The organism is Alteromonas sp. ABV4_150 (assembly GCF_056311745.1).
The window spans coordinates 1,656,656-1,679,708 of sequence record NZ_CM149971.1 but is presented as its reverse complement, the minus strand read 5'-3'; the positions used below and the strand labels follow the sequence as shown (position 1 = coordinate 1,679,708).

The window sequence follows — 23,053 nt, the reverse complement described above, 5'->3', positions numbered from 1 at the left end:
TTTGATTAGTTAGGCTCTATTTTCTAGTGCTGCTGCGCCATACTTTCTAGCGTTTTGAGCTGCCGTTCAAAGCGCTTTTGCCTTTTGTGAGCCCATACATACCAAATCAACATTCCAATACTAAGTAATGTCATGACTATCGCCATCTTAGTGATTTTCTCTGGCGTAGGGTCACCGAAAAAATAACGTTCCAACAAAAAAGCATATCCAAAGAGCACTGCAGTCCACGTTGAGTGCTTAGTGATAAAAGCAATCTTTACGTTATTTTTAATTTGTTTAGTCAACTGAATGAGATGATCAACGGTTTGCGTATCTTTTGAAAAAGCAGCCACCCTTCTTAACCATAGCTGATAAACAAGCAAGGGAAGGGCAGTAACAAGCATGAATATAAACATTGCGTGGGCGACAAACGTAAATTTATCCCAACTATTAATAAGCAAATAAATCGCTGGAATAAATGCTAGCGAGTCTATCACCATATACCAGCGCTGCTTTGTTCGTTCACTGCGAAGATTTTCTTTTACTTCCGTTAAATTGATAGCCGTAACAGATTGAGCCTGCCAGAGTGCAGACAAGGCATCGTCTCGATCGAGCTCTGCAACGTCAATTTGAATCTTATGGTTTTCTTTATCTGAATTATGCATGCGGTTGCTCCTGCATGATACTTTGCTTGGCGCGTTTTAATATCACACCAACATGGTTTTTTGTCAGACCACATACGTCTGCTATTTCGTCGTAACTCAAGCCTTCAAGAGAAAGAGTAAGCACCTGCCTTGGCTGCAGTGGTAACGCTCTGACAGCGCGCAATAGGCGTTCTAAAGACTGGTGTTGACTAGACACTTCCTCAGGTGACTGTGTAGTACCGACAAACCCATCGGAGCCCATATCCTCTTGGTCGTATTGGTGCGTATCGATGCGTTTAACTTGGCCGGCAACGTGTGTCACAGCCCGGTTGTGAGCAATTTTCAAAATATAAGTTTTCACACTGCTGTCTCCCTTAAACCGAGACAGTCCCTGCCAAACGGCAATAGCAATCTCTTGCAATAACTCTTGTTGCATTGCCTCGTTTGCTTCATAGCTGTTGGCTACACGGCCAAGTAGAGCGCCATATTGCGCGAAAACATCGTCAAAACCCTGCCCCAAGGTCACATCCCTAATCGCAAAAACTGTTGTTTTTTTATTGTGTTATTTCTATCAGTCTGCCCACACCAGTTTTTATTACAAACTTTTTTCATCACCGCTGTAATTTTTTTAAACAACGCCCGACTACTGATAATAGAAATGAAATTAGAATATGCCGAAATGAGAGATGAAGGCATTTCTTTAAATGCTTCGACCTTAAGTGAGGAAAATACTATGTCTACGTTAAGTTTAGTTTTGTTAATTGGCAGCATCACGTCGCTTGTGCTTTTGGCAAGCTACCTAGACGCAAAATTTCAGTGGCGATTAAACGACTGGATGAACGGCGAGTGCAGCAACCCTTTCATAAAAAACGTGACCGACAAACAACAACAGCGCTTAAAAGAAAAAGATGCGCAGATTGAAACCTTAATGGCGCGTATTGAAACTCTCGAAACTATAGTCACTGAGCCAGCCTACGAATTAAACAAAAAAATTAACGCGCTTAAATAACCGGCTAGCTCGATACCGGTGGGCGACGCATAAAGCGGGGCACTTTTCCCATTGCAATAGCGTTACCCACCAGCACAATCACGACGCCTAGTACGGATAACACACTCCAGGTATAGCCTTCAAAAAACGTTGAAATAACCAGTGCAACCATGGGGTAAACCAGCACCACGTAGGCTGCCTTGTCGGCGCCCATCTGCTTCAAGAGCTTCATGTACGCGCCAAACGCGAACACAGAGCCAAATATTGCCAAATACACAAGTGATAAATAAAACTCAATGTGGGTAGGTATTTTTAATTCACCTGGCATAGCCAGCGAAGTGATGAAAAGTAGTGCCATGGCGTAGCTCATGGCATAGAAATTCATTTGAATAACAGGTGTACCTGAAGTCAAAATCCGCTCGGAAATAACGTTACCCGTTGACGCACAAAAAAAACTGACGAACGCTATAGCAAGACCAGTGGCAAGCGCCGCGTCCATGGATACTTTTGAAAATTCGGGCACAAACAAACACACTATACCTGCCAAGCCAAAGGTGGCTCCAACGACCACTTCTTTTCTTATGGGCTCTTTCAGCCACCAGCGACGAAGCACAACGTTAATGTAAATAATGCATGAGCTCATTAGTGCCAGCAGCGCACTTATAATATGCGCTTGGGCAATATACAAAAGCGTGTAGTTTAAGCTGTATAAGAAGAGTCCTACTGCCGCCATTTTTACGTGAACGTGCAGAGGAAGATTTAGCGGTAAACGCTTAATAACACAGTATATCCCCAGACACGCCGACGCCAAGAAGTAGCGAAGCGCAATAGCAAATGTCTCTGATGTGTGTCCAATTTGATAGGTAATGGCTATCCAGGTTGAACCCCAAATTAGGCAGCACAGAGCAAATAAGGTCGCGTTATTCATAGTCGCCTTTTAACCCAGAAACTCTGTTAAGTGAGCAAGGGCTTTATCGAGCAGTTTTTGCCTGGCTCCGTTACCAATCCATGCATTATGCGGCGTTATCAGTAAATTAGGTAAAGGCTCTTTTAGTAATATGTGGTCCACAGGCGGTGGTTCTTCGCTCAGCACGTCTAAGCCTGCTCCACCAATTTTGCTGTGTTTAAGCGCATGGTAAAGCGCCTCCTCATCAATCAATCCGCCGCGAGCGGTATTAATAAGAAAAGCCGTTGGCTGCATCAATGAAAGTGTATCTGCGTTAATAAGCTTTTCGGTGTCTTCAGTAAGCGGGCAGTGGAGGCTTATCACATCGGCATAAGGTAAAAGGGACGCAAGGCTGGGGCGGGGGTCGTCTTGTTTACCGGGGCGGGCAGCAATACTCACTTTCATACCCATCGCTTTGAATAATGCTTCTACGCGTTTTCCAAGCTCGCCGTGACCTACAATCACCGCGTGTTTCCCCGCGAGCTCCACTACGGGATAATTGAGTAAGCAAAAATGAGAAGACGCGGACCATGCTTGATTATCCATATCCCGCTGATATGCCATAAAGTTCGTCGCTAAATTAAGCGTTAAGGTTAACGCGTGCTGCGCCACACTATCAGTGCCGTAGCCCTCTACATTTTGAATGGTAATACCCGCTTGTTTACAGTAATTACGATCGATATTGTTCATGCCAGTGGCCGTTACACCGATATACTTAAGTTGTTCTGCCTGCTGTAAATCTTCGGCGTTTAGCACAACTTTATTCACTAGAATCGCATCGGCTGCTCGAATACGCGCAGCAACCTCTTCAGCATGGGTCTGCGGATAAAGTGTGACGTTGGCATTAAGACTCTCGAATACAGAAGTATCAAGGCTGGGTAAATCCATGGTTTCAGCGTCTAAAAACACAACCTGCTTTTTTTGCTCGTTGCGCAACGAATGTGTCTGGTTATCTTCAATTTTACCCTTTGAAGCATTGTGTTTTGTCATTGTCGATAGGCCTACATTACTTCCACGATTGATTCTAACGCCGCTTTCACTTTTACAGGAATGGGAATAGCCTTGTCGGTCTTCCTATCTACAAATACATGCACAAATTGACCATGCGCCACTCGTCGCTTATTTTCGCCCGCATACACAGACAACCCATAGGTCACTGAACTTCGGCCAATTTTGATTACCCGTAGCCCCACAAAAATGTCTTCGGGATATGCCGCTGGAGCCACGTACTGGCATTGACTGCTTACTACATACGCAACGGTTTGCCCGTTATGTATATCTAGGTTGCCTTTCTCAATCAAAAAGCGGTTTACCGCAGTGTCAAAGAAACCGTAATACACAACATTATTGATGTGACCGTATGCATCGTTGTCTTGCCAGCGGGTGGCAATATTCACGTTATAAGGGTAGTCGGCAAGTGTTGGTGTAATATCAGTCATGATCAATCCTTGGCTTATACATTTAGCTGGGTGTTATTGCTCAATCAACACAAACAGTGAACTTAAATAACGTCTAAGCGCCATATCGTATTTTGATGATAGCGCTATGAATAAAGCACCATATCGTCGCGGTGAACGGCAACGTCGCTTGTTTCATAACCTAACACATTGGCGATTTCTTTCGACTTTTTCCCTTTTATAAGGGTTAAGTCTTTTGCGTTATACAAGCAAAGACCTTTAGCGATAATTTCTTCATCGCACATCACTTCAACAGCATCCCCTTGTTCAAATGAGCCAGCCACGCCCAAAATACCAGAGGGCAATAGCGACGCTCCTTTGCTTACTAATGCCTCTTTCGCTCCGCTATCTACCTCTATTCTGCCAGCAGTTTTAAGGGTGTGAGTAAGCCAAAGCCTTCGGGCGCTAGCCGGCGTGCTGCTAGCAGTAAACAAGGTGCCCGGCACCTTGCCTTCAAGTAAAGCATCGAAGGTTTCACCTTTTCGCCCGTTAACAATAAGGGTTTGGATACCACTACTGGTGCACTTATCCGCCGCTTCAATTTTTGTACGCATACCACCTGTGCCTACGACAGTACCTGCCCCCCCCGCTAGTCCGTATATGGTATGGTCTATTTTATCCACCTGCGGAATAAGGGTCGCAGAATCATCTTTTCTAGGGTCGGCAGTAAATAAGCCGTCAATATCAGAGCAAATAATTAAGGTGTCGGCCTGCGCCACTAATGCCGTGTAAGCGCCCAAATTATCGTTATCACCCACTTTAAGTTCATTAACGGCGACCGTATCGTTTTCATTCACGATAGGTAGCGCATTATGATTTAGAATTTCACGCAAGGTGTTTTTGATATTTACGTAACGCGTTCTATTGCGTAAGTCATCCGCGGTTAGCAATACCTGAGCGCAGGGGAAGTCAAAAAAACGCTGCCAGTTGGCCATCATCAGGTTCTGGCCAATTGCAGCCATGGCCTGCTTCTCTGCAATAGAGGCGTTGTGGCGAATTTTGACTTTACTTCTACCGGCAGCGACACTGCCAGATGAAACTAAAATCACTTCTTTGCCAGCCTCTCGGCTTGCGGTAATAAATCGAGCAAGAGACAGTAGGTAGCGCCCGCTGCATTCGTTGCCTTCAGGTGCAATGAGGGCACTGCCAACTTTAATAACGGCGCGTTGCCAGGAAAAACGGTTCATATTGGGAAGAAACGAAGAAATAAAGAGTTTAAGAATACGACAGTTAAAGCGTGAAACAAAACGTTCTGTTACAGTTTTTTTGCGTTAAAACATGGTTAGTTTACGGTCAAAAAATTGGATTGTGCCTGCCATACTTATATACTAGAGAGTGTTATCTTATAACAATTCTAACTTACAAGTTGCAAGGAACCCGCATGAGCACCGCAAAACGACACTTTTTCTGGCTAGCGCCAGTGTTGTCTATGCTGATTTCTCTTCCTAGTACCGCCGCTATAAAACAAACAAAAGGCGACTTTGAAGATAAATTCCGTCAGCTAGACGAAGTACTTCCTACTCCCAATGTTTACCGCAACGCCGCTGGTGAGCCTGGTCATCAGTACTGGCAACAACAAGTAGATTACGATATCGACGTAAAGCTACTAGAAGACAAGCGCCGTATTGAAGCAAGCGAAGAGATTACGTATTACAACAACTCGCCCGATACACTCAAATATCTTTGGGTTCAGCTTGACCAAAACAAATTCCGCGACGATTCGATGTCAGCACTTACTACCACGTTTGGCGGTATCGGTAACCGTGGGCCAGGCACGCAAGCTGCCAGCGGCGATGCCCCAGCGAAGCTAAGCATGGGCGCACTGCGTCGCCAGCAGTTTGTTGAAGACAATGAACTGGGTTACACCATTTCTCGCGTTGAAGACAATGCAGGCAACGACTTACGCCACACCATTGTCGGCACCCTAATGCGTGTTGACCTGGCTAAGCCATTAAAGCCGGGCAGCAAAGTAACCTTTGATATCGACTTTGCCTTTAACATTGTTGAAGAAGATGCAGTTTCAGCTCGTGCGGGTTACGAGCACTTCCCAGATGACGAGCGCGAAGGCGGCAACGATATCTTCTTACTAGCTCAGTGGTTCCCTCGTTTGGCGGCTTACACCGATTACGAAGCATGGACTAACAAAGAGTTCATTGGCCGTGGTGAATTCACTCTGGAATTCGGTAACTACGAAGTAGATATCACGGTTCCTGCTGACCATATCGTATCGTCAACAGGTGTGCTTCAAAACCCGAAAGACGTGTTAACTAAAACACAACGGGATCGACTGAAAAAAGCAGAAAAAGCTGACCGAATCGTATTCATTGTTTCTCCTGAAGAAGCGATTGAGAACGAAAAAGAAGGCACCTCTAAGCTTAAAACTTGGACCTTTAAGGCGGATAACGTACGTGATTTTGCATGGGCTTCGTCACGTAAGTTTGCGTGGGATGCACGTGGCTACCAACAAGGTGGTGACACTCAGCCACTTGTAATGGCAATGTCTTTCTACCCGAAAGAAGGTGGTGAGCTTTGGCAGAAGTATTCAACAGAATCAATCATCCACACTATGGATGTATACAGCCGTTTTAGCTTCGATTACCCATATCCAGTAGCCCAATCAGTCAATGGTCCAGTTGGCGGCATGGAATACCCCATGATCACCTTTAACGGCCCGCGTACAGAACTTCGTGATGACGGTTCTCGTACTTACTCGCTTGCTGAAAAGCGCTTCCTAATTGGCGTTGTCATCCACGAGGTAGGGCATATCTATTTCCCTATGACGGTAAACTCCGATGAGCGTCAGTGGACGTGGATGGATGAGGGCCTTAACAGCTTCCTAGATGGCGTAGCTGGTCGTGAATGGGATCCAACAATTCCATGGGGGGTAGAGCCGCGCGATATCACAGGTTACATGAAGTCTCAGACTCAAGTGCCAATTATGACGCAGTCTGACTCGGTACTTCGCCTTGGTCCAAATGCTTACACCAAACCAGCAGTAGCGCTGAACATCCTTCGTGAGACGATTCTTGGGCGTGAGCTGTTTGACTTCGCGTTTAAAGAGTACGCGCAGCGCTGGATGTTTAAACGTCCAACTCCATCTGATTTCTTCCGCACTATGGAAGAGGCGTCGGGTGTAGATCTAGATTGGTTCTGGCGCGGTTGGTTTTATACCACAGATCACGTAGATATCAGCCTAGACAGCGTACACAAGCTGCGTTTAGACACCGAAGATCCAGATATCGACTTTGCTCGTGAGCGCGAAGCTGAAATGGAAAAGCCTAAGTCACTTACCGATATTCGCAATAAAGAAGAAGGTAGGAAGCTGTGGGTAGACCGCTTTGAAGATATCAGCGATTTCTATGATGAAAACGACCGCTATACCGTAACTAACAAAGAGCGTAACAAGTACAAAAAGTTCCTTGATAAGCTTGAGCCTTGGGAACGTAAAGCCTTTGAACGTGCGGTAAAAGAAGACAAGAACTACTACGTGCTAGACTTTAGTAATAAAGGTGGTTTGGTAATGCCAATCATTCTTGAACTAGCCTTTGAAGACGGTACGAAAGAAGAAATGCGCATTCCGGCGGAAATCTGGCGTCGTACACCAAAAGCCGTAAGTAAGCTTATTGTGACTGACAAAGACAAAGAGTTGGTAAGTGTAACAGTTGACCCGCATTGGGAAACGGCGGACGTAGACGTGGAAAATAACCACTACCCACGCCGTATCATTCCTTCTCGCATTGAAGCGTATAAGAACAAGCCGCGTAATACATACGAGTACCGCGACCTTATGAACGATTCAAAGACCGAGCTAAAAACCGACGACGAGGACAAAGATGACGAATAAGTTATCTTTGACCCGCTTGCTGCAGAGCTCTCATGCTCTGCTTGCAAGTGTTGGTGGATTGTCTATTGCGGCTGCGCTAATCGTTAGCGCAATGTCGTTCAGCACAACAGCCCAAGCGCATCAAATAAAAGCAGCGATAACAACGGTACTGTTCAACCCTAGAACGGAAAATATTGAAGTGATGCACCGCTTTAATTTGCATGATGCTGAGCACGCGGTTAAAGCCTTGTTCGATAAGCATGCAGATATTATGGATGACGTTAAAACGCAGCAACAATTTGCTGATTACGTTGCAAAGCATTTTGCGATTTTAAATGCGGCAGGCGAATCGTTAAAGCTTGCTGATGTGGGCTTTGAAGTTGAGGGTAAACATTTTTGGGTTTATCAGGAAACTGCTGAACCGCCCGTGCTAGATGGCATTAAAATTCGCCACGATGCATTACGCGACCTATGGCCGAAGCAAGTAAATACGCTAAATGTAGAAGGCAAGGGCGATATCAAAACCCTCACCTTTGCTGATAGTGTAAACCTACTTGAAGTGAGTTTTAAGGGTCAACATAGCGACCACTATTAGTATTTGGCAGTTTAAAGTTAATAAAAGCCCACCGGCTTTCATTGTTGAATGACTATGAAAAGCCGGTGGGCTTTTTTGTATTTGAGGGTGATCTAAAAATATGTAGCGTGAGACCGAAGTCTTATAGTCATAGCTTAAAGTATGCTCTACCTTATCAGTAGATAAATACGTTACTGACACCTGGTTAATGAGGTATATCATGACTAATAGCGCTGCTGCACCGTTGCCTTCACAGGTCAATAAAAACCAATCAAGAAGCGAGCGTCGCGCAAGAAAAATGCGTACTGCCAAAGCAGCAGAGCGCGCTGAGCGAGAGGCAAATGCAGAACTTACACTAGATACTAACTTATCAAGTGATAAAACTAGCAATGCGTTCGCTGATAAGAAAAATATTATGTGGGTGCTGTTGAGCGGTGCCATGGCACTGACATTTATCGTAATGTTATTTCTGCCCGATACCGGCATGGGCGGGGGCCTAATATCTACTTATTCTGCAATGCTATGGTGCGGATTCTTTGGTGCTGCGCTTTGGCGTTACAGAACAGCAAGCGGATGGGCTGGGTTTGCTTATGGAAGCGTCATAGGTCTAGTGCTTCAATTTATTTCACAGTTCATTTAAGTAATTAGCACTGTATGAGCCGCCCCCATATGCAGTGCTACACCTTACTTCTAAATCTCTGTCTTGCTGTAAACCACTTCGCTTCAACTTTAAGTAGCTTATAGCTATATACCCGATCCAGTCACCCCACTTAAATGTATAAAGGGTCAGAGTACTTTTTTAGTTATGCTTTAAGCGATACAAATTCGTGCCTCTATACGTCTTTAATAAAACAGAGTGAAACTATGGCAGAGAAGCCAAATAAATCCCCTAAATCGCCAATCCGTTTGAGTAAAGCAGTGCCGTCCTCTCGCATATCTCGTATAGGTCGCTTAGGCTCGTTAGCTGGGAGAATTGCAGGCAATGTGGTTTCCCAAGGCGCTGGCCAGCTACTAAAAGGTGAGAAGCCGGTCCTATCTTCACTGCTTTTAACACCAAAGAACATTTCAAATATCGCTGATCAGCTTGCCAGCATGCGTGGCGCAGCAATGAAGCTTGGGCAACTTATTTCTATGGATGCGGGAGATTTTTTACCTGAAGAACTTGCCGCTATTTTAGGGCGGCTGCGAGATGACGCCGACCCTATGCCCAAGGACCAACTAATAACCACGCTAAATCAATCTTGGGGCGAAAAATGGCAGGGTGACTTATTGTATTTTTCTTTTGCCCCCGTTGCCGCAGCTTCTATAGGCCAAGTTCATAAAGTTATTACTATGGACGGTAAAATGTTAGCGGTGAAAGTGCAGTACCCTGGCGTGAAAAAGAGTATTGATAGCGATGTGGATAATGTGGCAACGCTTATAAAGCTTACTGGCTTGGTGCCCAAGTCATTAGACATAGGCCCACTATTGCAGGAAGCGAAAGCGCAGCTTCACCAAGAAGCTGATTACGAACGAGAAGCCGATATGCTAAATCGTTACCGCAACCTAGTTGAGGCCGCTGATATCCAAGGGGAAGAACAAAGCGCGTTTATTATTCCAAAGACCTATGCGCCACTTACCACAAGCACGGTATTAGCCATGGACTATATCGAAGCGAAAGATTTGGATGTGCTAATTGATGAGCCTCAAGAAGTTCGAGATGCCGTGATGACAGCGTTAATGACGTTGTTTTTTAATGAAGTTTTCCACTTTAAGCTGCTGCAAAGCGACCCTAACTTAGCCAACTATCAGTTTAAACCTGATACCAAGGAAATCGTGCTGCTAGATTTTGGCGCTACTCGCGAAGTGCCTGAAAATATATCTCAGCAATACCACACTTTACTTAAGAGCGCCGCAGACAATGATAAAGCACTGATGCAGCAAGCTGCATACAATATCGGGCTTATTGATGACAGTCATTCTAAAATGCAAGTTGATGCAGTCATAGCTATAGGCATGGAAGCCTGCGAAGCTGTTCGTTTTGAGGGTGCTTATGACTTTGGGAAAAGTGATTTAATCGCAAGACTTCACGAAAAAGGAATGGCGCTTACAATGGAACATAACTTTTGGCACACACCACCGGTCGATGCGCTCTTTATACATAGAAAGCTCGGAGGTTTATTTTTGTTAGCGAAGCGGTTGCAAGCTAAAGTGGATATGCGCAAAGCAGCTGGCGACTGGCTTTCCTCTTAACAATGTTGAGTTTCATCTTATAATGGATCCTACCGCGCCCCATGCAATTAGCTTGAGAGTGAGATTATCCCTAAGGGGCGAAAAACCAGCTGGATGCCTTCGCCTTATTGGTGCACCTCTTATGGCACTGAGCTGGTAGTATTGCGATAGATTGCGTTGCGTTTAGTAAGGCAGTTCCATACTAAACGGTAGGGCCATCTGCTCTTTACTTTTCGGCGGGTTGCCTATCATCTCATCGTACGGTGTATCGTGCTTCATTACAGCCTGCTGGACACGACAATGGGCAAATGCTTCACGTATGTGCCCGGCACTAAAAAAGCGCATAGGCTTGTCTGTGTTGTCGTAAAGCATACCGCTTTGGTTATCGATAGTAAGATAAACTAAATACACGTTCATTTCATAAGACTGAACTTCTAAGTAATCGATAACCGTCGGTGACTCTTCAATATTCCGAAAATAAAACTTACGCATTTTTCTACCTCATGAAATCAACGTGCGCATTACGCTCACCCTGCTTTGTAGTATTTGCGTCAAATATAGGCTGGGTGAAGTAATGACTGTTATACGCTATGCGAGGTTTTCAGGTTCATTTACAAGATGAAGCGGAGGACGGTGATTTTTATGTCGAACTGCATTGGCTAAAACCAACAACGAAACAATAGAAGAAACGGTATACACCAGAGCAGCCAACCCCATTCCTGTTGCAATCCATAGGAGTGGAAATACCAGTAATCGAGGCCCTTCTACGGCAAGTGCAACTTTTGCTCTCGATAGAATAAAGCCATTTTGAATGCCCATAACGACCACGGTTACCACAGCAATAAGTTGATGCTCCATTGATAGGCTATGCATATTTAAAAATAGGTAAAACATTACTCCTACTGCAATAATATATTGTATTGCAGTGTACCGTTTAACAGCTCGGTGTAACTTTGGGTGATATGTTCTGAATTTACTCACGCTTACTATCCTACAAGGGCATATCTAGGTAACACTGGGATCTAAGGACTCAAAATGTTAGTTAATTACTGTAAATAGCAGTGCTCTAGCATTTGCTTTTTAATGATTAATCAACACATTAGTACACAAAACCCCAAATGTTAAACAATTGTTTTAAAAATTACTCTCATATTTACATTCTATGGCGACTTGGAAAGTCTAGAAAATGAGGAATTTCCACTAATTTTTGGAGGAAAACAAATCGGAAAGTGTCTTTTCAACGTTAAAATCTGTTCAAAATAAGGAAATTAGATTTTGAGGGAACATTTCTCTTGATTGATTTTCTAATTTTGGGTGTTATCTCTGGTAGTATTACCGAAAGGATATTTTTGTAGCGGAGTCATTATGAGCGAATCGTCAGAAAAGAAATCGTTGGGCCCACATTTTATTATTGTCGGCATTCTTCTTATCGTTATTCTGGCTGTAGTTTTTTGGCCAAGCGAAGAAGAGCCTGAGCCAGTCATTACACCCGAGCCTGAGATGACTGAACCTGAAGTCACAGCGCCGAATGAACCGGAGGTTTTTGAACCCACGCAGCCTGCTCCAACTGTTGAACTTGAAGAAAAAGACGACGTTGAACCATTGCCAGAACCTGTTGAACCAGAACCACTGGATACAAGCGACCCTGCAGTCAAAGCCTCATTAATTGAGAGTTCATCTGCAGACGAAGAAATCGTAAATCGCATGCTGGTTAATGAAGGGCTTATTCAACGCTTTGTTGTCTCCGTAACTAATCTGGCGAACGATGAGATGGCACCAAACCATCAACTACTTACTCCGCCCGAACAAAACTTCCGAGTTTATTCTCAAGCAGGAAAACAGTGGATTGATGCTGCAAGTTATAAACGATATACGCCCTATGTAAATATGCTTGAGTCGTTTGATAACGATGCACTGCTTAATATTTACGGTATATATAAAGACGATATCCAAGCGAAATTTGCAGAAATCGGTGATCCAGACAAAGACTTTAACAGCGTACTTCTAGACGCCATCGACCAACTGCTTAATACGCCAGAAGTACCTGTTCCTGTTGAAGTATATACAGACTCTGTCGCCTATAAGTACGCAGACGATCGTTTAGAGGCCCTCAACGAGCCACAGAAGCAGCTACTGCGTACCGGACCAGACAATATGCGTCGTATTAAAGCAAAACTACGCGAACTAAAAGTCTTGGTTGAAGAACGTGGATCTAACTAGATTTCAACAGCAACTTAAGGGCACGTCTTCAAAAGCGCGCCCTTTGCCCCCCGTTGATCAATGGAACCCAGATTTTTGTGGTGATATTAATCTGACGATATCCCTCGATGGCCGGTGGTTTTACGAAGGCAGCCCTATCGGGCGAGCAAGCTTGGTCGAGCTTTTTGCTTCCGTGCTTAAGCGTGAAGGCGATAAGTACTTCTTAGTGACCCCTGTTGAGAAAGTAGGGATCACTGTCGAAGACACGCCCTTTCTCATCACTCAGTGGCATAAAGAAAAAAGTGAAAGCGGCAAGGCGACTGAAGTAGGGCAAGAAGATGAAACGGCTTGCGACAGCACCTATATATTTACCACGCAAACAGGCGACACTATTCCCTTAGAGCGCGAAGACCAGTTAGAACTTAGGGTTCCACCAAAAGCGATACAGGACCCTGAAGCAACCCCCATTCCTTACATTCGCGTTCGCAGGAACCTTTGGGCAAGGCTACATCAAAACACTTACTATCAGCTGTTAGATCAAGCCGAAGAGTCATCTGAAGGTTCAAGTACGCGATTTACTATTCAATCTAGCGGTGCCACATTTGTGTTGGGTGAAATACTTCAAACACCCTAATTCGCGTTTTTAATTATTATGCTACTTATCGTTACGCTAATAGTGTTACACAGCTATTTTGCTCCTTAAACCTGTACCTAGCATTACATGATTTATCACTATTAAAATATCATTAACAGCACTTTGTTTTGCGTTATCTCGTTGTGTGCATTACATTCGATGTAGTCTATAAAACAATCAAAAGAAGACCTACATCATGAAAAAGCCTCTGATCACCCTTGCGATTACCAGCGCATTAATCTCGTCACCTTTGTCTGCGGTTGCCGATACTCTTATACACGCGGGAAAAGTGTTTACTGGTACCTCAAAATCACTTCAAGAACAAATGACCATTGTTATTGAAGGCAACAAAATAACAGGGATAAAGGAAGGGTTTGCAAAGCCACAAGAAGGTGACACTGTCATCGACTTAAGCACTTCAACGGTTATGCCTGGCCTTATGGATATGCATGTTCATTTATCATCGCAACACGGCGGGCCGCAAACTTATCTTGAACGTTTTTCACTTAACGAAGCTGACTATGCACTACGTGCAGCAAATTACGCAGAAATAACCTTAGATGCAGGTTTTACCACAATACGTAACTTGGGTGATGGCTATAACGAGACAGTGGCTTTAAGGAATGCCATTGCTAAGGGCTATGCTACAGGACCACGCATTTACACGGTAGGTAAGTCTATTGCGACTACAGGCGGGCACGCTGACCCAAGCAATGGCATGTCTCACTTACTTCGACCAGACGTTGGCCCCAAACAAGGTGTTGTTAATGGCGAAGTGGAAGCCCGCGAGGCAGTACGAGCCCGTTACCAAGATGGTGCAGACCTAATCAAAATTACCGCAACTGGCGGCGTACTAAGCGTAGCTAAAAGCGGCCAAAACCCACAATTTATGACCGACGAATTAGAAGCAATTGTCGATACAGCAAAAGATTATGGTATGACGGTCGCTGTGCACGCCCATGGTAAAGAAGGCATGAAACGCGCAATAGAAGCAGGAGTTGACTCTATTGAGCACGGTACCTACATGGACAATGAAATTCGTAAGCTAATGAAGAAAAACGGCACCTATTATGTACCGACTATATTGGCTGGAAAGTTTGTAGCAGATAAAGCCAAGATTGATGGTTTTTTCCCTGAGCTTGTTCGCCCTAAAGCAGCAGCCATCGGTCCCTTAATTCAAAATACCTTTGAACAAGCGCACAAAGCGGGCGTAAAAATTGCTTTTGGTACAGACAGTGGTGTATCGGCCCATGGCGATAATGCACAGGAATTTTCTTTAATGGTCGAAGCGGGAATGAAGCCTGCTGACGCCCTACTCAGTGCTACCGTTAATAGCGCAGATTTACTGGGCATAAGCGACATTTTAGGTACGTTAGAACAAGGCAAGTTAGCAGACATTGTTGCTGTTCAAGGCGACCCGCTTGACGATATATCGCTGATGGAAAGCGTGTCTTTTGTGATGAAAGACGGGGTAGTTTACAAGCAGTAAAATAATAAAAGTGGTAGAGGTTACATGGCACTAGGTAAAAAAGTTAAGCACAAAACCAAAAAGCTTATCGATTCCAAACATATGTTAAAGGGCATTACCTTAGCGTCATTTTTAGAATCGACCATTGTTCCTATACCGCTTGAAGCCGTTATGGTGCCGTTAATGCAGGCTAGACGAGAGTCGCTCTGGAAAATTGCACTAATGGCCACCGTGGGCTGTGTGATTGGCGCTGTTTTTGGTTATGCGCTTGGCTATTACCTTTTCGACCTTGTTGGCCAGTGGGTTATTGATACCTTCTTCAGTCAAGATCAGTTCGACAGCGTTAAACAACAAATGCAAAATCAAGGCTTCTGGTTTGTGATGACGCTAGGCATTGCGCCTATTCCTTTTCAAGTGGCCATGTTAGCTGCTGGCGCCACCCAATACTCACTTCCGCTATTTCTTTTAGCCACGGTTATTGCCCGCGCTATTCGCTACTTTGGCCTTGCGGTAGTGGTGTATTACGCAGGTGACAAAGCCGAGCAACTTATAAAACGCTACAAGATGAAAGCCGTCTTCACTATTACGGTGGTGGTAGTTTTATTGTGGTGGCTTTCTAATATGTTCTCTTAATTGAAGAGCCTTTCGATTTAAGGATGCTAAAACTATCAAAATAGCATCAACCAAACCGTGCGAGCTCTCCGTTAGATTCTGATTTCAAATTACGCTAATAGATTTTTTGAACTTTACATTTGATAATGATTCTTATTTGCACTAATGTTATAGAAAACAGGAGGTGCTTATATGAATGTCCAACGTTTATGCCCAGTTTACAGAAAGTGGCTACAGCTAAACCCTTCAAGCGCACGAGAGCATCGCTTAGCAATGCAGGCACAAACGCAGAAAGCCCATCAACAGGGTAAGTTAGATTATGCCAGAGAGTTAGGGTATCAAACCTTTGAGGCCGCGAAGGCCATTCTTAACGCACTACAGCCTATATCCTCTCAAAGCGTCGACGCTATGCAAGAAGATATACTCGCGTTCGGCACTATGGGCATGTACTTATCTTCTTTACTTGCTCAAGAGCACAAAAAACACGAGTCTCACGCAATTTTGCAGGAGTGCCAACAGCAGCTAATTGCCATATTGCCTTTGCATGCTACTAACCCATCAGCATGCCGACTTATATCCGCCATTCAGTGCGCGCTTGAACAAACCTATGAACCTCAAATTACTAGGCAGGTTGCGTCTGCAGCCCTACATTGAATCAAAAGTTGAAGGAGCAAATGATGATGTCAAAACAAATTCCAACTGAAGACGGCTTTGTCTCTCTGAATGTAAGAGCTTCTGCACTTCAAAAAATGCTTAAAGGTGAAGTTCTGCATATGACAGACGTTCACTGCAATTGTGCTCACAGCAAACGTATGCTTCAAAACTTGCTGTTAAAAGCCGCTGCAGACAGTTCAGAACGTTAGTCTTAAACGCTAGCTAGTAAGCGTAAAATAAAGACGGGAGCAAAGCGGAACATAACTTGATAGAAGATAAGTAACTAAGTCGTTTTTATTTTCCATTTAAGCTATGAGAGGACACCGTGGAACCTTCATCTAAATGGAAAGAGATAACCGCTAGAGCGGGATATAGCGCCAAAACCGTCATGTACGTTATGCTTGGTGTCTTCATTCTTACATCTATATTTACTGTGCTTAACCGTGAAAAAGCCTCTCAGTCCAATGTCTTTCTTACACTTAAAGAGCAACCACTCGGGCAAATTTTATTGGGCATTCTTGTCCTTGGACTAGCTTGTTATGCCTGTTGGCGTTGGCTGCAGATTTTTATTACTGATAAATCGGACGACGAAAACACGTTCGTTTACATCATCAATCAGCTTTTCTATTTTGTATCGGGCGCATTTTATTTTATAGCTGCTTATGCAGGGGGTAAAACCTTATTAGAAGTACAAAGTAGCTCCTCATCTCAAGGAAGTGGAAAGAAGGTGAGTGAATTTCTAATGCAATACGAGTGGGGACTGTGGCTTGTAGCCGCGATCGGGCTTTGCATCATTATATTTGCCGTTGTGCAGTTCAAACATGCTTACACTGCAGATTTTTTAAAGAAATTTTCACTACACGCTTTAAATCAGCGCATTAGAAAGAGTGTGAAAGTAACCGGTCGCCTAGGGTATACCGCAAGAGGGGTCGTTTATTCCTTAGTAGGTGGCTTTTTTATCCTTGCCGCCATATTAAGTAATCCATCACAAGCAGGTGGATTACAAAAAGCACTAGAAACCTTAATGAAGCAGCCCTTCGGCCCTTATCTAATTGCCGCCGTCGGCGCTGGCTTTGTTATGTTTGGCCTTTATTGTGCGCTAGAAGCGAAGTACAGAAAGGTCGAGTAGGGAATGGAGGCGCTAAGAGCCGAAATTTGAATGATAGAAGGGCGTTTAAGCGCGCCCTTTTTTAATAACATATTGGTAAGGCAAGATCTCTGTTTGAGACGCTACCAACGTATGGTCCATAAAACGGCAAAAGCTGGGAATATCTCTTGCCGTTGAGGGATCATCAGCGGTGACCGATAAGGTTTCTCCATCCGCCAGCTTGCGAATATTCAAACGTACCATCATCACCGGCTCTGGGCAACGTAAGCCAAGTGCGTCTAAATGCTGACTTGCTGCGCTAAAGGCGCTATCAAAATCAGATGCCATAGCTTTCACGGTAGGCGTTGATGGCATTGATTTCATTACCAAAACCGCCTTTCTCAGTCAGATAAGCCACCACATCGGCAAGCGACACGATAGAAATTACCTGAGTACCAAAATCACGCTCCACTTCTTGAATAGCTGACAGTTCGCCATTACCGCGCTCTTGTCTGTCTAACGCGATCAACACCCCAGACAAACTGGCCTGCTGCTGTTCAATTAATGTCATCGATTCGCGAATAGCCGTACCCGCAGTGATCACATCATCCACCAGCATCACCTTGCCTTCTAGTGGGCTTCCCACCAAATTGCCACCTTCGCCATGCGTCTTCGCTTCTTTGCGGTTGAAGCAGTAAGGCACATCTAGGTTATGGCTATCGGCCAGAGCGACTGCGGTAGTTGTCGCAATAGGAATGCCTTTATAAGCGGGACCAAACAGCACGTCGAATTCCACGCCAGCATCCATTAGCGCGTCAGCGTAAAAACGCCCCAGCTTAGCCAAATCGCCGCCGCGATTAAACAAGCCTGCGTTAAAAAAGTAAGGGCTAACGCGGCCAGACTTTAAAGTAAATTCGCCAAACTTTAGTACGCCACGTTCAATGGCGAACTCGATAAAATCACGCTGAAACGCTTTCATGATGACCTCTTAAATACTAACTAATACGTAGGCGTTAAATACGCTTAATTGCCTCGCTTACGCAAGCGCCGCTTTTTGAATATCGAATAGTTCGCGTAAGCCGTGCTTACCAATTTTCAATAATTCATCAAGTTCTTCAAACGAGAAGGGTTCACCCTCAGCCGTACCTTGAACTTCAATCAGTTTACCGGTTTCGGTCATCACAATGTTCATGTCTGTTTCTGCTTCAGAGTCTTCAGTATACTCAAGATCAGCGATTGGCGTACCTTCATAAATACCCACCGAAAGTGCAGCAATCATGTGCTTAAGCGGGTTAGTTTTGATAATGCCTTTTGCACGCATATAGGTAAGCGCATCAACAAGAGCAACACATGCACCGGTAATAGATGCCGTGCGCGTACCGCCGTCAGCCTGAATGACATCACAATCTAGCGTAATTGTGTTTTCACCTAGAAGCTTTTAAATCAATTGCCGCGCGAAGTGAGCGCGCAATTAGACGTTGAATCTCTAGCGTACGACCGCCTTGCTTACCGCGGGCCGCTTCACGACCGCTACGCGTATGGGTTGCACGTGGAAGCATGCTGTACTCTGCGGTAACCCAACCTTTACCTTGGCCTTTCATAAAGCGTGGTACACCTTCTTCCACAGTCGCGTTACACAACACTTTAGTGTTACCAAACTCTACTAAAACAGAGCCTTCTGCATGGCAAGTGTACTGGCGAGTAATAGTAACAGGGCGAATTTGACTGGCGGTTCTGCCGCTTGGGCGCATAGTGTTCTCCACAACGTAAGTGCTTAAAAAAGGGTAGCGTTTAACAGTTTTTTTGCGCAATAAAGAAGCAAAAAGCTCAATTCGCGGTCAAATCCTGTCAATTCAATGTAGCTACGAAATTGCGCTTAAGTATAACGCATTACACGTGACCGTTAAAAACGAACTTTACATGTTTGCTTATTGAATTACGTAAATGTGCGCTAATATACAAAATACAAGAAAACCTGCTTTTGATATTCACGTATACAACACGACGCTCGGGTTGTTTTTGCAGGCGTTCAGTTAAATTTAAAGGATATTTATGATTTACAGCATGACAGCGTTTGCGCGCGTAGAAGCGAAAAAAGAATGGGGCTCGGCAGTATGGGAAATACGCTCAGTTAACCAACGCTTTTTAGAAACCTATTTTCGGCTACCGGAACAGTTCCGCTCACTAGAGCCGGTTTTACGTGAGCGTTTTCGTAAAAAGTTGGCGCGGGGCAAAGTAGAATGTGCACTTCGCTTTACCGCTAACGATGCTGCTGTAACCAAGTTAAGCCTAAACGAAGAATTAGCTAAGCAGGTGCTTCACGCTGCCGACTGGGTGCAGTCGCATGGTCAATCTACCGGCGTTAATCCCCTTGATGTTTTACGCTGGCCAGGAGTAATTGCTGCAGAAGAAACTGATATGGATACCATACACAGTGACGTAATGGCGGCGTTCGATCAAGCATTAAACGACTTCATTAGTGCCCGCGCTACAGAAGGCGAAGCCCTTAAAGATATGATCACGCAGCGCCTAGACGCCATTGAAGTTGAAGCGGAAAAAGTAGCCGCACGCATGCCTGAAATTATGGTGTGGCAGCGAGAAAAAGTGCAATCCCGCTTTGAAGAGGCAAAAGTAGAGCTTGATGCAGGCCGTTTTGAACAAGAAATGATCATGCTTGCGCAAAAAGTGGATGTTGCCGAAGAGCTAGATCGCCTAAACGCTCACGTTAAAGAAACGCGCAATATCCTTAAAAAGGGTGGGGCAGTGGGTCGCCGTTTAGATTTCATGATGCAGGAATTTAACCGCGAGTCGAATACCTTGGGTTCAAAATCTATCAGTACTGACATCACGCAATCGGCCGTTGAACTTAAGGTATTAATTGAGCAGATGCGTGAGCAAATTCAGAATATTGAGTAGATTTCTAAACAAAAGATTACTCATTTGGTAATGTCTAGAAAGCCCCATAATTTGTTTAAAGGTATGGGGCTTTATTTCTTCTGGAAGTAACAATATAGCTTTAGTGTCAACCACAAAGAATTCGCGTTTTAGTGTCCTTGTTTATCGGACTCTTTCGCTGGTTTTGAACTAGCTAAACACCTCAAACTGAAGAACCTTTAGTACAAAGAGGACATATTACTGTTCACTCACCCATACAATCGAGAAAGCCCTTTCTTGAAACTAGCACTATTTCTAAACTGCATTAGAAACCGCTTTCTCATAATGCATTTTAAGATTCATTTATGTACAAAGCTCGTTTGCTGGTATAAATAAAACTAAAAATAACGTGTCACAAAAGTAAACTTCCCGTCCTTTTCATAGCGAACCCTTATAGATGCCGGCATAATACAAAAACGGTGAGCGATTGCTTTAATAAACGAGGTTTTTTCACGTGCCAACCATTTACCAAGTTGCCGAGCGCGCAGGTGTTTCTCTATCAACGGTATCCCGCGTTTTAAACGGAAAAGCCTCGGTAAATAAGGTGTTGCGAGAGCGGGTGGAAAAAGCGGTTAGAGAGTTAAATTACCGTCCAAATTCCGTCGCCCGCTCATTGGCTAATAGCCGTACAGATAGTGTCGGCGTGCTTGTATCTGAGTTGAATGCTCCTTTTTTTGGCGACCTGATGCAAGCAATAGAGTTAAGGTTACGCGCTGCAGGTAAGCACGTCATTATTACGGTAGGACGTGACTGCTTAGAAACTGAAAAAGATGCGGTAGAATTCTTAATAGGCCGTAATTGCGATGCACTCATCATGTACGCCGAAGCACTGTCAGATGAATACTTATTGAAACTTAATCAGTCCAAACTTCCTATTGCTTTAGTTAACAGGCAAGTCGAGGGGCTTTCTGAAGCGTGCACTACGTTAGATAATGAAAAAGGGGGGTACCTTGCCACCCGCCACTTACTCGAATTAGGCCATAAAAACATAGCGTATATATCAGGCCCAATCGGAAAGCGCGACGCAAAGCTTCGTTTGAAAGGACACAAACGTGCGCTGTCCGAAGCTGGACTTCCAGCAAACTCCGAACTCATCTTTGAGGGAAATTACACTGAAGAAGATGGAAAGCTTGGTTTATTAGAGCTTATGGCTCGCGACCTACCATTTTCAGCATTGGTCTGTGCCAACGACTTGATTGCATCAGGCGCAATAAGCTGCGCCCGAGATTTGGGCATGAGCCTTCCTCACGACCTCTCAATTGTTGGGTTCGATGACGTTGTATTTGCACATCATGTGTACCCCCGACTTACGACGGTAAGTAACCCAGTTGCTAACATGGCCGAAATGTCAGCGAAATACATCTTGAACAAAGTCTATGGGCAATCTAGCGAAATTACGCTGAACTTTGAGCCCGAACTTATAGTTCGAGAGTCTACGATACAATATGAAGGTTAGCGTAAGCGCTTATTCATAGCAGTTTCCAAATGACAAACGGGAGTCTTTATATGTTTAGTAAGTGAAACTAACCAATGAAGCACCTTAGAAATGAAAAACTAAAATATTGAGGCTGTTCCATGTGGAACATCGCCAAATGGTGGTCTTAACCACACTACATCGAATACAGGATAAGAAAGTACTATGAAAAGTGTATTATTAAGTTGGCTGTTGCTTTGGGTCAGCGTAGGAATAGCGACAAGCGTTAGTGCCAATACAGATAGAATTCTGGTTAATCACGCTCTTGATGCGCTTCATCATAATGCCTCTATAGCTAACTTTGAATCGTATTTCAGCTTGTATCACGAAAGCGCCATCTTCATAGGCACTGATGCGTCGGAAGTTTGGAATAAAGAAACGTTTAAAGCCTATGCGAAACCTCATTTCGATAAAGGTACAGGGTGGACATATCACCCTAGAGATAGACACATCTATTTTTCGCCAGAAGGCAATACAGCTTGGTTCGATGAGTTGCTGGATAATAAAAGTTTAGGCGAAACGAGGGGGACTGGCGTTCTTATAAAAGTTGGCGATGATTGGAAGTTAACCCAATACCATCTAGCTATACCCATTCCTAATTCACTAGCTGACAGTGTTGCCGAGCAAATTAAAACCTCGAATAACGAAAAAGCCCCGCTTTAAAACGGGGCTTTCTGTTCTTTTACTTACCTATTAATTATTAGGTATTAGATTGGGTAAGCGGCTGAATCTCCATCTCAACACGACGGTTCATAGAGCGATTTGCTGCACTGTTGTTAGGCACTTTTGGCGAGTATTCACCCATGCCTACTGTTGTAATACGTGTTGGATTTACCGAATAGTTAATCAGTAAGTTTTTAACCGCACCTGCTCGACGCTCAGATAAAGACTGGTTGTACTGCTCTGAGCCCGTATCGTCAGTGTGACCTTTTATCATCAATACCGTTTTTTCATAGTTGTTTACGACTTTCGCAACATCTTGCAGGACTGGGTTGAAGTTAGGGCTAATACTAGAGCTATCGGTAGCAAAAGTAATATCACCTGGCATGATTAATCGCAGGTTATCACCCTCACGAACCACTTGAACACCAGTGTCAGAAAGCTCGCTTCGAAGTTCTTCTTCCTGTTTATCCATGTAATTACCAATTGCACCACCAGCAATAGCACCTACCGCAGCGCCCCATGCGTAGCGACTTTTATCGTTATCGCCGGTAGCTTTACCTAGCAATGCGCCTACGACTGCACCGATAGCGGCACCTTTTTGCGTATTGTTAGGGTCAGTTGCACAACCTGCCACGGTTAATGATGCAGCAATCAAACTTACAGCAAGAGTCTTTTTCATAACTTCCTCTTATTCCAATTAAAAGCC

26 protein-coding genes and 1 pseudogene are annotated in these 23,053 nt (G+C 44.3%); 15 read left to right on the top strand and 12 right to left on the bottom strand.

Annotated features, from left to right (window positions below):
• Positions 1 to 23 precede the first annotated feature (23 nt).
• On the bottom strand, positions 24 to 644 hold the full coding sequence (locus ACYX4M_RS07380) for a hypothetical protein (RefSeq protein ID WP_476082488.1): 621 nt from the start codon (positions 642 to 644) through the stop codon (positions 24 to 26).
• Positions 637 to 1,143: an RNA polymerase sigma factor gene (locus tag ACYX4M_RS07375; protein ID WP_476082487.1), complete on the bottom strand. Its 507-nt coding sequence runs from the start codon at positions 1,141 to 1,143 to the stop codon at positions 637 to 639. The genes ACYX4M_RS07380 and ACYX4M_RS07375 overlap by 8 nt, the downstream gene beginning before the upstream one ends.
• A gap of 138 nt (positions 1,144 to 1,281) precedes the next feature.
• Between ACYX4M_RS07375 and ACYX4M_RS07370 the strand changes: the two genes are divergently transcribed.
• The gene (locus ACYX4M_RS07370) at positions 1,282 to 1,632 is read left to right on the top strand and encodes a hypothetical protein (protein ID WP_476082486.1); all 351 of its coding nucleotides are present in this window, start codon (positions 1,282 to 1,284) and stop codon (positions 1,630 to 1,632) included.
• 4 nt (positions 1,633 to 1,636) lie between these two features.
• On the opposite strand, the gene ACYX4M_RS07365 is transcribed toward ACYX4M_RS07370, so the two are convergent.
• From ACYX4M_RS07365 to proB, 4 genes are all read right to left on the bottom strand, one after another.
• The gene (locus ACYX4M_RS07365; protein ID WP_476082485.1) at positions 1,637 to 2,539 is read right to left on the bottom strand and encodes a DMT family transporter; all 903 of its coding nucleotides are present in this window, start codon (positions 2,537 to 2,539) and stop codon (positions 1,637 to 1,639) included.
• 9 nt (positions 2,540 to 2,548) lie between these two features.
• Positions 2,549 to 3,547, bottom strand: a complete 999-nt coding sequence (locus tag ACYX4M_RS07360) for a D-2-hydroxyacid dehydrogenase (protein ID WP_476082484.1) — start codon at positions 3,545 to 3,547, stop codon at positions 2,549 to 2,551.
• 11 nt (positions 3,548 to 3,558) lie between these two features.
• The gene (locus tag ACYX4M_RS07355) at positions 3,559 to 3,996 is read right to left on the bottom strand and encodes an acyl-CoA thioesterase (RefSeq protein WP_476082483.1); all 438 of its coding nucleotides are present in this window, start codon (positions 3,994 to 3,996) and stop codon (positions 3,559 to 3,561) included.
• Between the two features lie 104 nt (positions 3,997 to 4,100).
• Complete coding sequence (gene proB, locus ACYX4M_RS07350; protein ID WP_476082482.1) at positions 4,101 to 5,201, bottom strand: glutamate 5-kinase; 1,101 nt, start codon at positions 5,199 to 5,201, stop codon at positions 4,101 to 4,103.
• Between the two features lie 194 nt (positions 5,202 to 5,395).
• On the opposite strand from proB, the gene ACYX4M_RS07345 reads away from it, so the two are divergent.
• The 4 genes from ACYX4M_RS07345 (at position 5,396) to ACYX4M_RS07330 (ending at position 10,643) form a co-directional block, all read left to right on the top strand.
• Positions 5,396 to 7,858 carry a M1 family aminopeptidase gene (locus tag ACYX4M_RS07345; protein WP_476082481.1) on the top strand — a complete coding sequence of 821 codons (2,463 nt, stop codon included), beginning with the start codon at positions 5,396 to 5,398 and terminating at the stop codon, positions 7,856 to 7,858.
• Positions 7,848 to 8,432, top strand: coding sequence for a DUF6702 family protein (locus tag ACYX4M_RS07340; RefSeq protein WP_476082480.1), 585 nt, complete (start codon positions 7,848 to 7,850; stop codon positions 8,430 to 8,432). The genes ACYX4M_RS07345 and ACYX4M_RS07340 overlap by 11 nt, the downstream gene beginning before the upstream one ends.
• A 199-nt stretch (positions 8,433 to 8,631) precedes the next feature.
• The gene (locus tag ACYX4M_RS07335) at positions 8,632 to 9,051 is read left to right on the top strand and encodes a hypothetical protein (RefSeq protein ID WP_476082479.1); all 420 of its coding nucleotides are present in this window, start codon (positions 8,632 to 8,634) and stop codon (positions 9,049 to 9,051) included.
• 224 nt (positions 9,052 to 9,275) lie between these two features.
• Positions 9,276 to 10,643: an ABC1 kinase family protein gene (locus ACYX4M_RS07330; protein ID WP_476082478.1), complete on the top strand. Its 1,368-nt coding sequence runs from the start codon at positions 9,276 to 9,278 to the stop codon at positions 10,641 to 10,643.
• A gap of 162 nt (positions 10,644 to 10,805) precedes the next feature.
• On the opposite strand, the gene ACYX4M_RS07325 is transcribed toward ACYX4M_RS07330, so the two are convergent.
• Both ACYX4M_RS07325 and ACYX4M_RS07320 read right to left on the bottom strand, forming a co-directional pair.
• Entirely contained in the window at positions 10,806 to 11,114 is a 309-nt protein-coding gene (locus ACYX4M_RS07325) for a DUF6482 family protein (RefSeq protein WP_476082477.1), read from the bottom strand.
• Between the two features lie 96 nt (positions 11,115 to 11,210).
• On the bottom strand, positions 11,211 to 11,516 hold the full coding sequence (locus ACYX4M_RS07320) for a hypothetical protein (protein ID WP_476082476.1): 306 nt from the start codon (positions 11,514 to 11,516) through the stop codon (positions 11,211 to 11,213).
• Positions 11,517 to 11,987: 471 nt separating this feature from the next.
• On the opposite strand from ACYX4M_RS07320, the gene ACYX4M_RS07315 reads away from it, so the two are divergent.
• The 7 genes from ACYX4M_RS07315 (at position 11,988) to ACYX4M_RS07285 (ending at position 17,318) form a co-directional block, all read left to right on the top strand.
• Positions 11,988 to 12,842, top strand: a complete 855-nt coding sequence (locus ACYX4M_RS07315) for a DUF3014 domain-containing protein (RefSeq protein WP_476082475.1) — start codon at positions 11,988 to 11,990, stop codon at positions 12,840 to 12,842.
• Complete coding sequence (locus ACYX4M_RS07310; RefSeq protein WP_476082474.1) at positions 12,829 to 13,455, top strand: DUF1285 domain-containing protein; 627 nt, start codon at positions 12,829 to 12,831, stop codon at positions 13,453 to 13,455. Before ACYX4M_RS07315 ends, ACYX4M_RS07310 begins: the two co-directional genes overlap by 14 nt.
• Positions 13,456 to 13,651: 196 nt before the next feature.
• Positions 13,652 to 14,944 (top strand): amidohydrolase family protein, encoded by a 1,293-nt coding sequence (locus ACYX4M_RS07305; RefSeq protein WP_476082473.1) that lies wholly within the window; start codon positions 13,652 to 13,654, stop codon positions 14,942 to 14,944.
• 24 nt (positions 14,945 to 14,968) lie between these two features.
• A complete protein-coding gene (locus ACYX4M_RS07300; protein WP_476082472.1) occupies positions 14,969 to 15,556 on the top strand; it encodes a YqaA family protein in 588 nt (195 codons plus the stop codon).
• A gap of 171 nt (positions 15,557 to 15,727) precedes the next feature.
• The gene (locus ACYX4M_RS07295; RefSeq protein ID WP_476082471.1) at positions 15,728 to 16,189 is read left to right on the top strand and encodes a hypothetical protein; all 462 of its coding nucleotides are present in this window, start codon (positions 15,728 to 15,730) and stop codon (positions 16,187 to 16,189) included.
• 20 nt (positions 16,190 to 16,209) lie between these two features.
• On the top strand, positions 16,210 to 16,398 hold the full coding sequence (locus ACYX4M_RS07290) for a hypothetical protein (RefSeq protein WP_476082470.1): 189 nt from the start codon (positions 16,210 to 16,212) through the stop codon (positions 16,396 to 16,398).
• Positions 16,399 to 16,514: 116 nt separating this feature from the next.
• Positions 16,515 to 17,318, top strand: a complete 804-nt coding sequence (locus ACYX4M_RS07285; protein WP_476082469.1) for a DUF1206 domain-containing protein — start codon at positions 16,515 to 16,517, stop codon at positions 17,316 to 17,318.
• A 45-nt stretch (positions 17,319 to 17,363) separates the two neighbouring features.
• Here the strand turns inward: ACYX4M_RS07285 and tusA are convergent, their stop codons facing one another.
• From tusA to rph, 3 genes and pseudogenes are all read right to left on the bottom strand, one after another.
• Complete coding sequence (gene tusA / locus ACYX4M_RS07280) at positions 17,364 to 17,624, bottom strand: sulfurtransferase TusA (protein WP_476082855.1); 261 nt, start codon at positions 17,622 to 17,624, stop codon at positions 17,364 to 17,366.
• Complete coding sequence (pyrE, locus tag ACYX4M_RS07275; RefSeq protein ID WP_476082468.1) at positions 17,614 to 18,255, bottom strand: orotate phosphoribosyltransferase; 642 nt, start codon at positions 18,253 to 18,255, stop codon at positions 17,614 to 17,616. Before pyrE ends, tusA begins: the two co-directional genes overlap by 11 nt.
• Positions 18,256 to 18,312: 57 nt before the next feature.
• A pseudogene (rph, locus tag ACYX4M_RS07270) lies at positions 18,313 to 19,027 on the bottom strand (ribonuclease PH).
• A gap of 301 nt (positions 19,028 to 19,328) precedes the next feature.
• On the opposite strand from rph, the gene ACYX4M_RS07265 reads away from it, so the two are divergent.
• From ACYX4M_RS07265 to ACYX4M_RS07255, 3 genes are all read left to right on the top strand, one after another.
• Positions 19,329 to 20,192: a YicC/YloC family endoribonuclease gene (locus ACYX4M_RS07265; RefSeq protein ID WP_476082467.1), complete on the top strand. Its 864-nt coding sequence runs from the start codon at positions 19,329 to 19,331 to the stop codon at positions 20,190 to 20,192.
• Positions 20,193 to 20,664: 472 nt separating this feature from the next.
• Complete coding sequence (locus ACYX4M_RS07260) at positions 20,665 to 21,666, top strand: LacI family DNA-binding transcriptional regulator (protein WP_476082466.1); 1,002 nt, start codon at positions 20,665 to 20,667, stop codon at positions 21,664 to 21,666.
• Between the two features lie 183 nt (positions 21,667 to 21,849).
• Positions 21,850 to 22,347, top strand: coding sequence for a nuclear transport factor 2 family protein (locus ACYX4M_RS07255; RefSeq protein WP_476082465.1), 498 nt, complete (start codon positions 21,850 to 21,852; stop codon positions 22,345 to 22,347).
• Positions 22,348 to 22,384: 37 nt separating this feature from the next.
• Here ACYX4M_RS07255 and ACYX4M_RS07250 read toward each other — a convergent pair whose 3' ends face one another.
• Positions 22,385 to 23,026 (bottom strand): YiaD family glycine zipper/OmpA-like lipoprotein, encoded by a 642-nt coding sequence (locus ACYX4M_RS07250; RefSeq protein WP_334059806.1) that lies wholly within the window; start codon positions 23,024 to 23,026, stop codon positions 22,385 to 22,387.
• Positions 23,027 to 23,053: the final 27 nt, after the last annotated feature.

Excerpts from the sequence above, each read along its gene's own strand:
- ACYX4M_RS07380 (WP_476082488.1), bottom strand. The coding sequence starts at position 644 with ATGCATAATTCAGATAAAGAAAACCATAAGATTCAAATTGACGTTGCA.
- ACYX4M_RS07370 (WP_476082486.1), top strand. The coding sequence starts at position 1,282 with ATGAAATTAGAATATGCCGAAATGAGAGATGAAGGCATTTCTTTAAAT.
- ACYX4M_RS07365 (WP_476082485.1), bottom strand. The coding sequence starts at position 2,539 with ATGAATAACGCGACCTTATTTGCTCTGTGCTGCCTAATTTGGGGTTCA.
- ACYX4M_RS07360 (WP_476082484.1), bottom strand. The coding sequence starts at position 3,547 with ATGACAAAACACAATGCTTCAAAGGGTAAAATTGAAGATAACCAGACA.
- ACYX4M_RS07355 (WP_476082483.1), bottom strand. The coding sequence starts at position 3,996 with ATGACTGATATTACACCAACACTTGCCGACTACCCTTATAACGTGAAT.
- proB (WP_476082482.1), bottom strand. The coding sequence starts at position 5,201 with ATGAACCGTTTTTCCTGGCAACGCGCCGTTATTAAAGTTGGCAGTGCC.
- ACYX4M_RS07345 (WP_476082481.1), top strand. The coding sequence starts at position 5,396 with ATGAGCACCGCAAAACGACACTTTTTCTGGCTAGCGCCAGTGTTGTCT.
- ACYX4M_RS07340 (WP_476082480.1), top strand. The coding sequence starts at position 7,848 with ATGACGAATAAGTTATCTTTGACCCGCTTGCTGCAGAGCTCTCATGCT.
- ACYX4M_RS07335 (WP_476082479.1), top strand. The coding sequence starts at position 8,632 with ATGACTAATAGCGCTGCTGCACCGTTGCCTTCACAGGTCAATAAAAAC.
- ACYX4M_RS07330 (WP_476082478.1), top strand. The coding sequence starts at position 9,276 with ATGGCAGAGAAGCCAAATAAATCCCCTAAATCGCCAATCCGTTTGAGT.
- ACYX4M_RS07325 (WP_476082477.1), bottom strand. The coding sequence starts at position 11,114 with ATGCGTAAGTTTTATTTTCGGAATATTGAAGAGTCACCGACGGTTATC.
- ACYX4M_RS07320 (WP_476082476.1), bottom strand. The coding sequence starts at position 11,516 with ATGTTTTACCTATTTTTAAATATGCATAGCCTATCAATGGAGCATCAA.
- ACYX4M_RS07315 (WP_476082475.1), top strand. The coding sequence starts at position 11,988 with ATGAGCGAATCGTCAGAAAAGAAATCGTTGGGCCCACATTTTATTATT.
- ACYX4M_RS07305 (WP_476082473.1), top strand. The coding sequence starts at position 13,652 with ATGAAAAAGCCTCTGATCACCCTTGCGATTACCAGCGCATTAATCTCG.
- ACYX4M_RS07300 (WP_476082472.1), top strand. The coding sequence starts at position 14,969 with ATGGCACTAGGTAAAAAAGTTAAGCACAAAACCAAAAAGCTTATCGAT.
- ACYX4M_RS07295 (WP_476082471.1), top strand. The coding sequence starts at position 15,728 with ATGAATGTCCAACGTTTATGCCCAGTTTACAGAAAGTGGCTACAGCTA.
- ACYX4M_RS07290 (WP_476082470.1), top strand. The coding sequence starts at position 16,210 with ATGATGATGTCAAAACAAATTCCAACTGAAGACGGCTTTGTCTCTCTG.
- tusA (WP_476082855.1), bottom strand. The coding sequence starts at position 17,624 with ATGGCATCTGATTTTGATAGCGCCTTTAGCGCAGCAAGTCAGCATTTA.
- pyrE (WP_476082468.1), bottom strand. The coding sequence starts at position 18,255 with ATGAAAGCGTTTCAGCGTGATTTTATCGAGTTCGCCATTGAACGTGGC.
- ACYX4M_RS07265 (WP_476082467.1), top strand. The coding sequence starts at position 19,329 with ATGATTTACAGCATGACAGCGTTTGCGCGCGTAGAAGCGAAAAAAGAA.
- ACYX4M_RS07255 (WP_476082465.1), top strand. The coding sequence starts at position 21,850 with ATGAAAAGTGTATTATTAAGTTGGCTGTTGCTTTGGGTCAGCGTAGGA.
- ACYX4M_RS07250 (WP_334059806.1), bottom strand. The coding sequence starts at position 23,026 with ATGAAAAAGACTCTTGCTGTAAGTTTGATTGCTGCATCATTAACCGTG.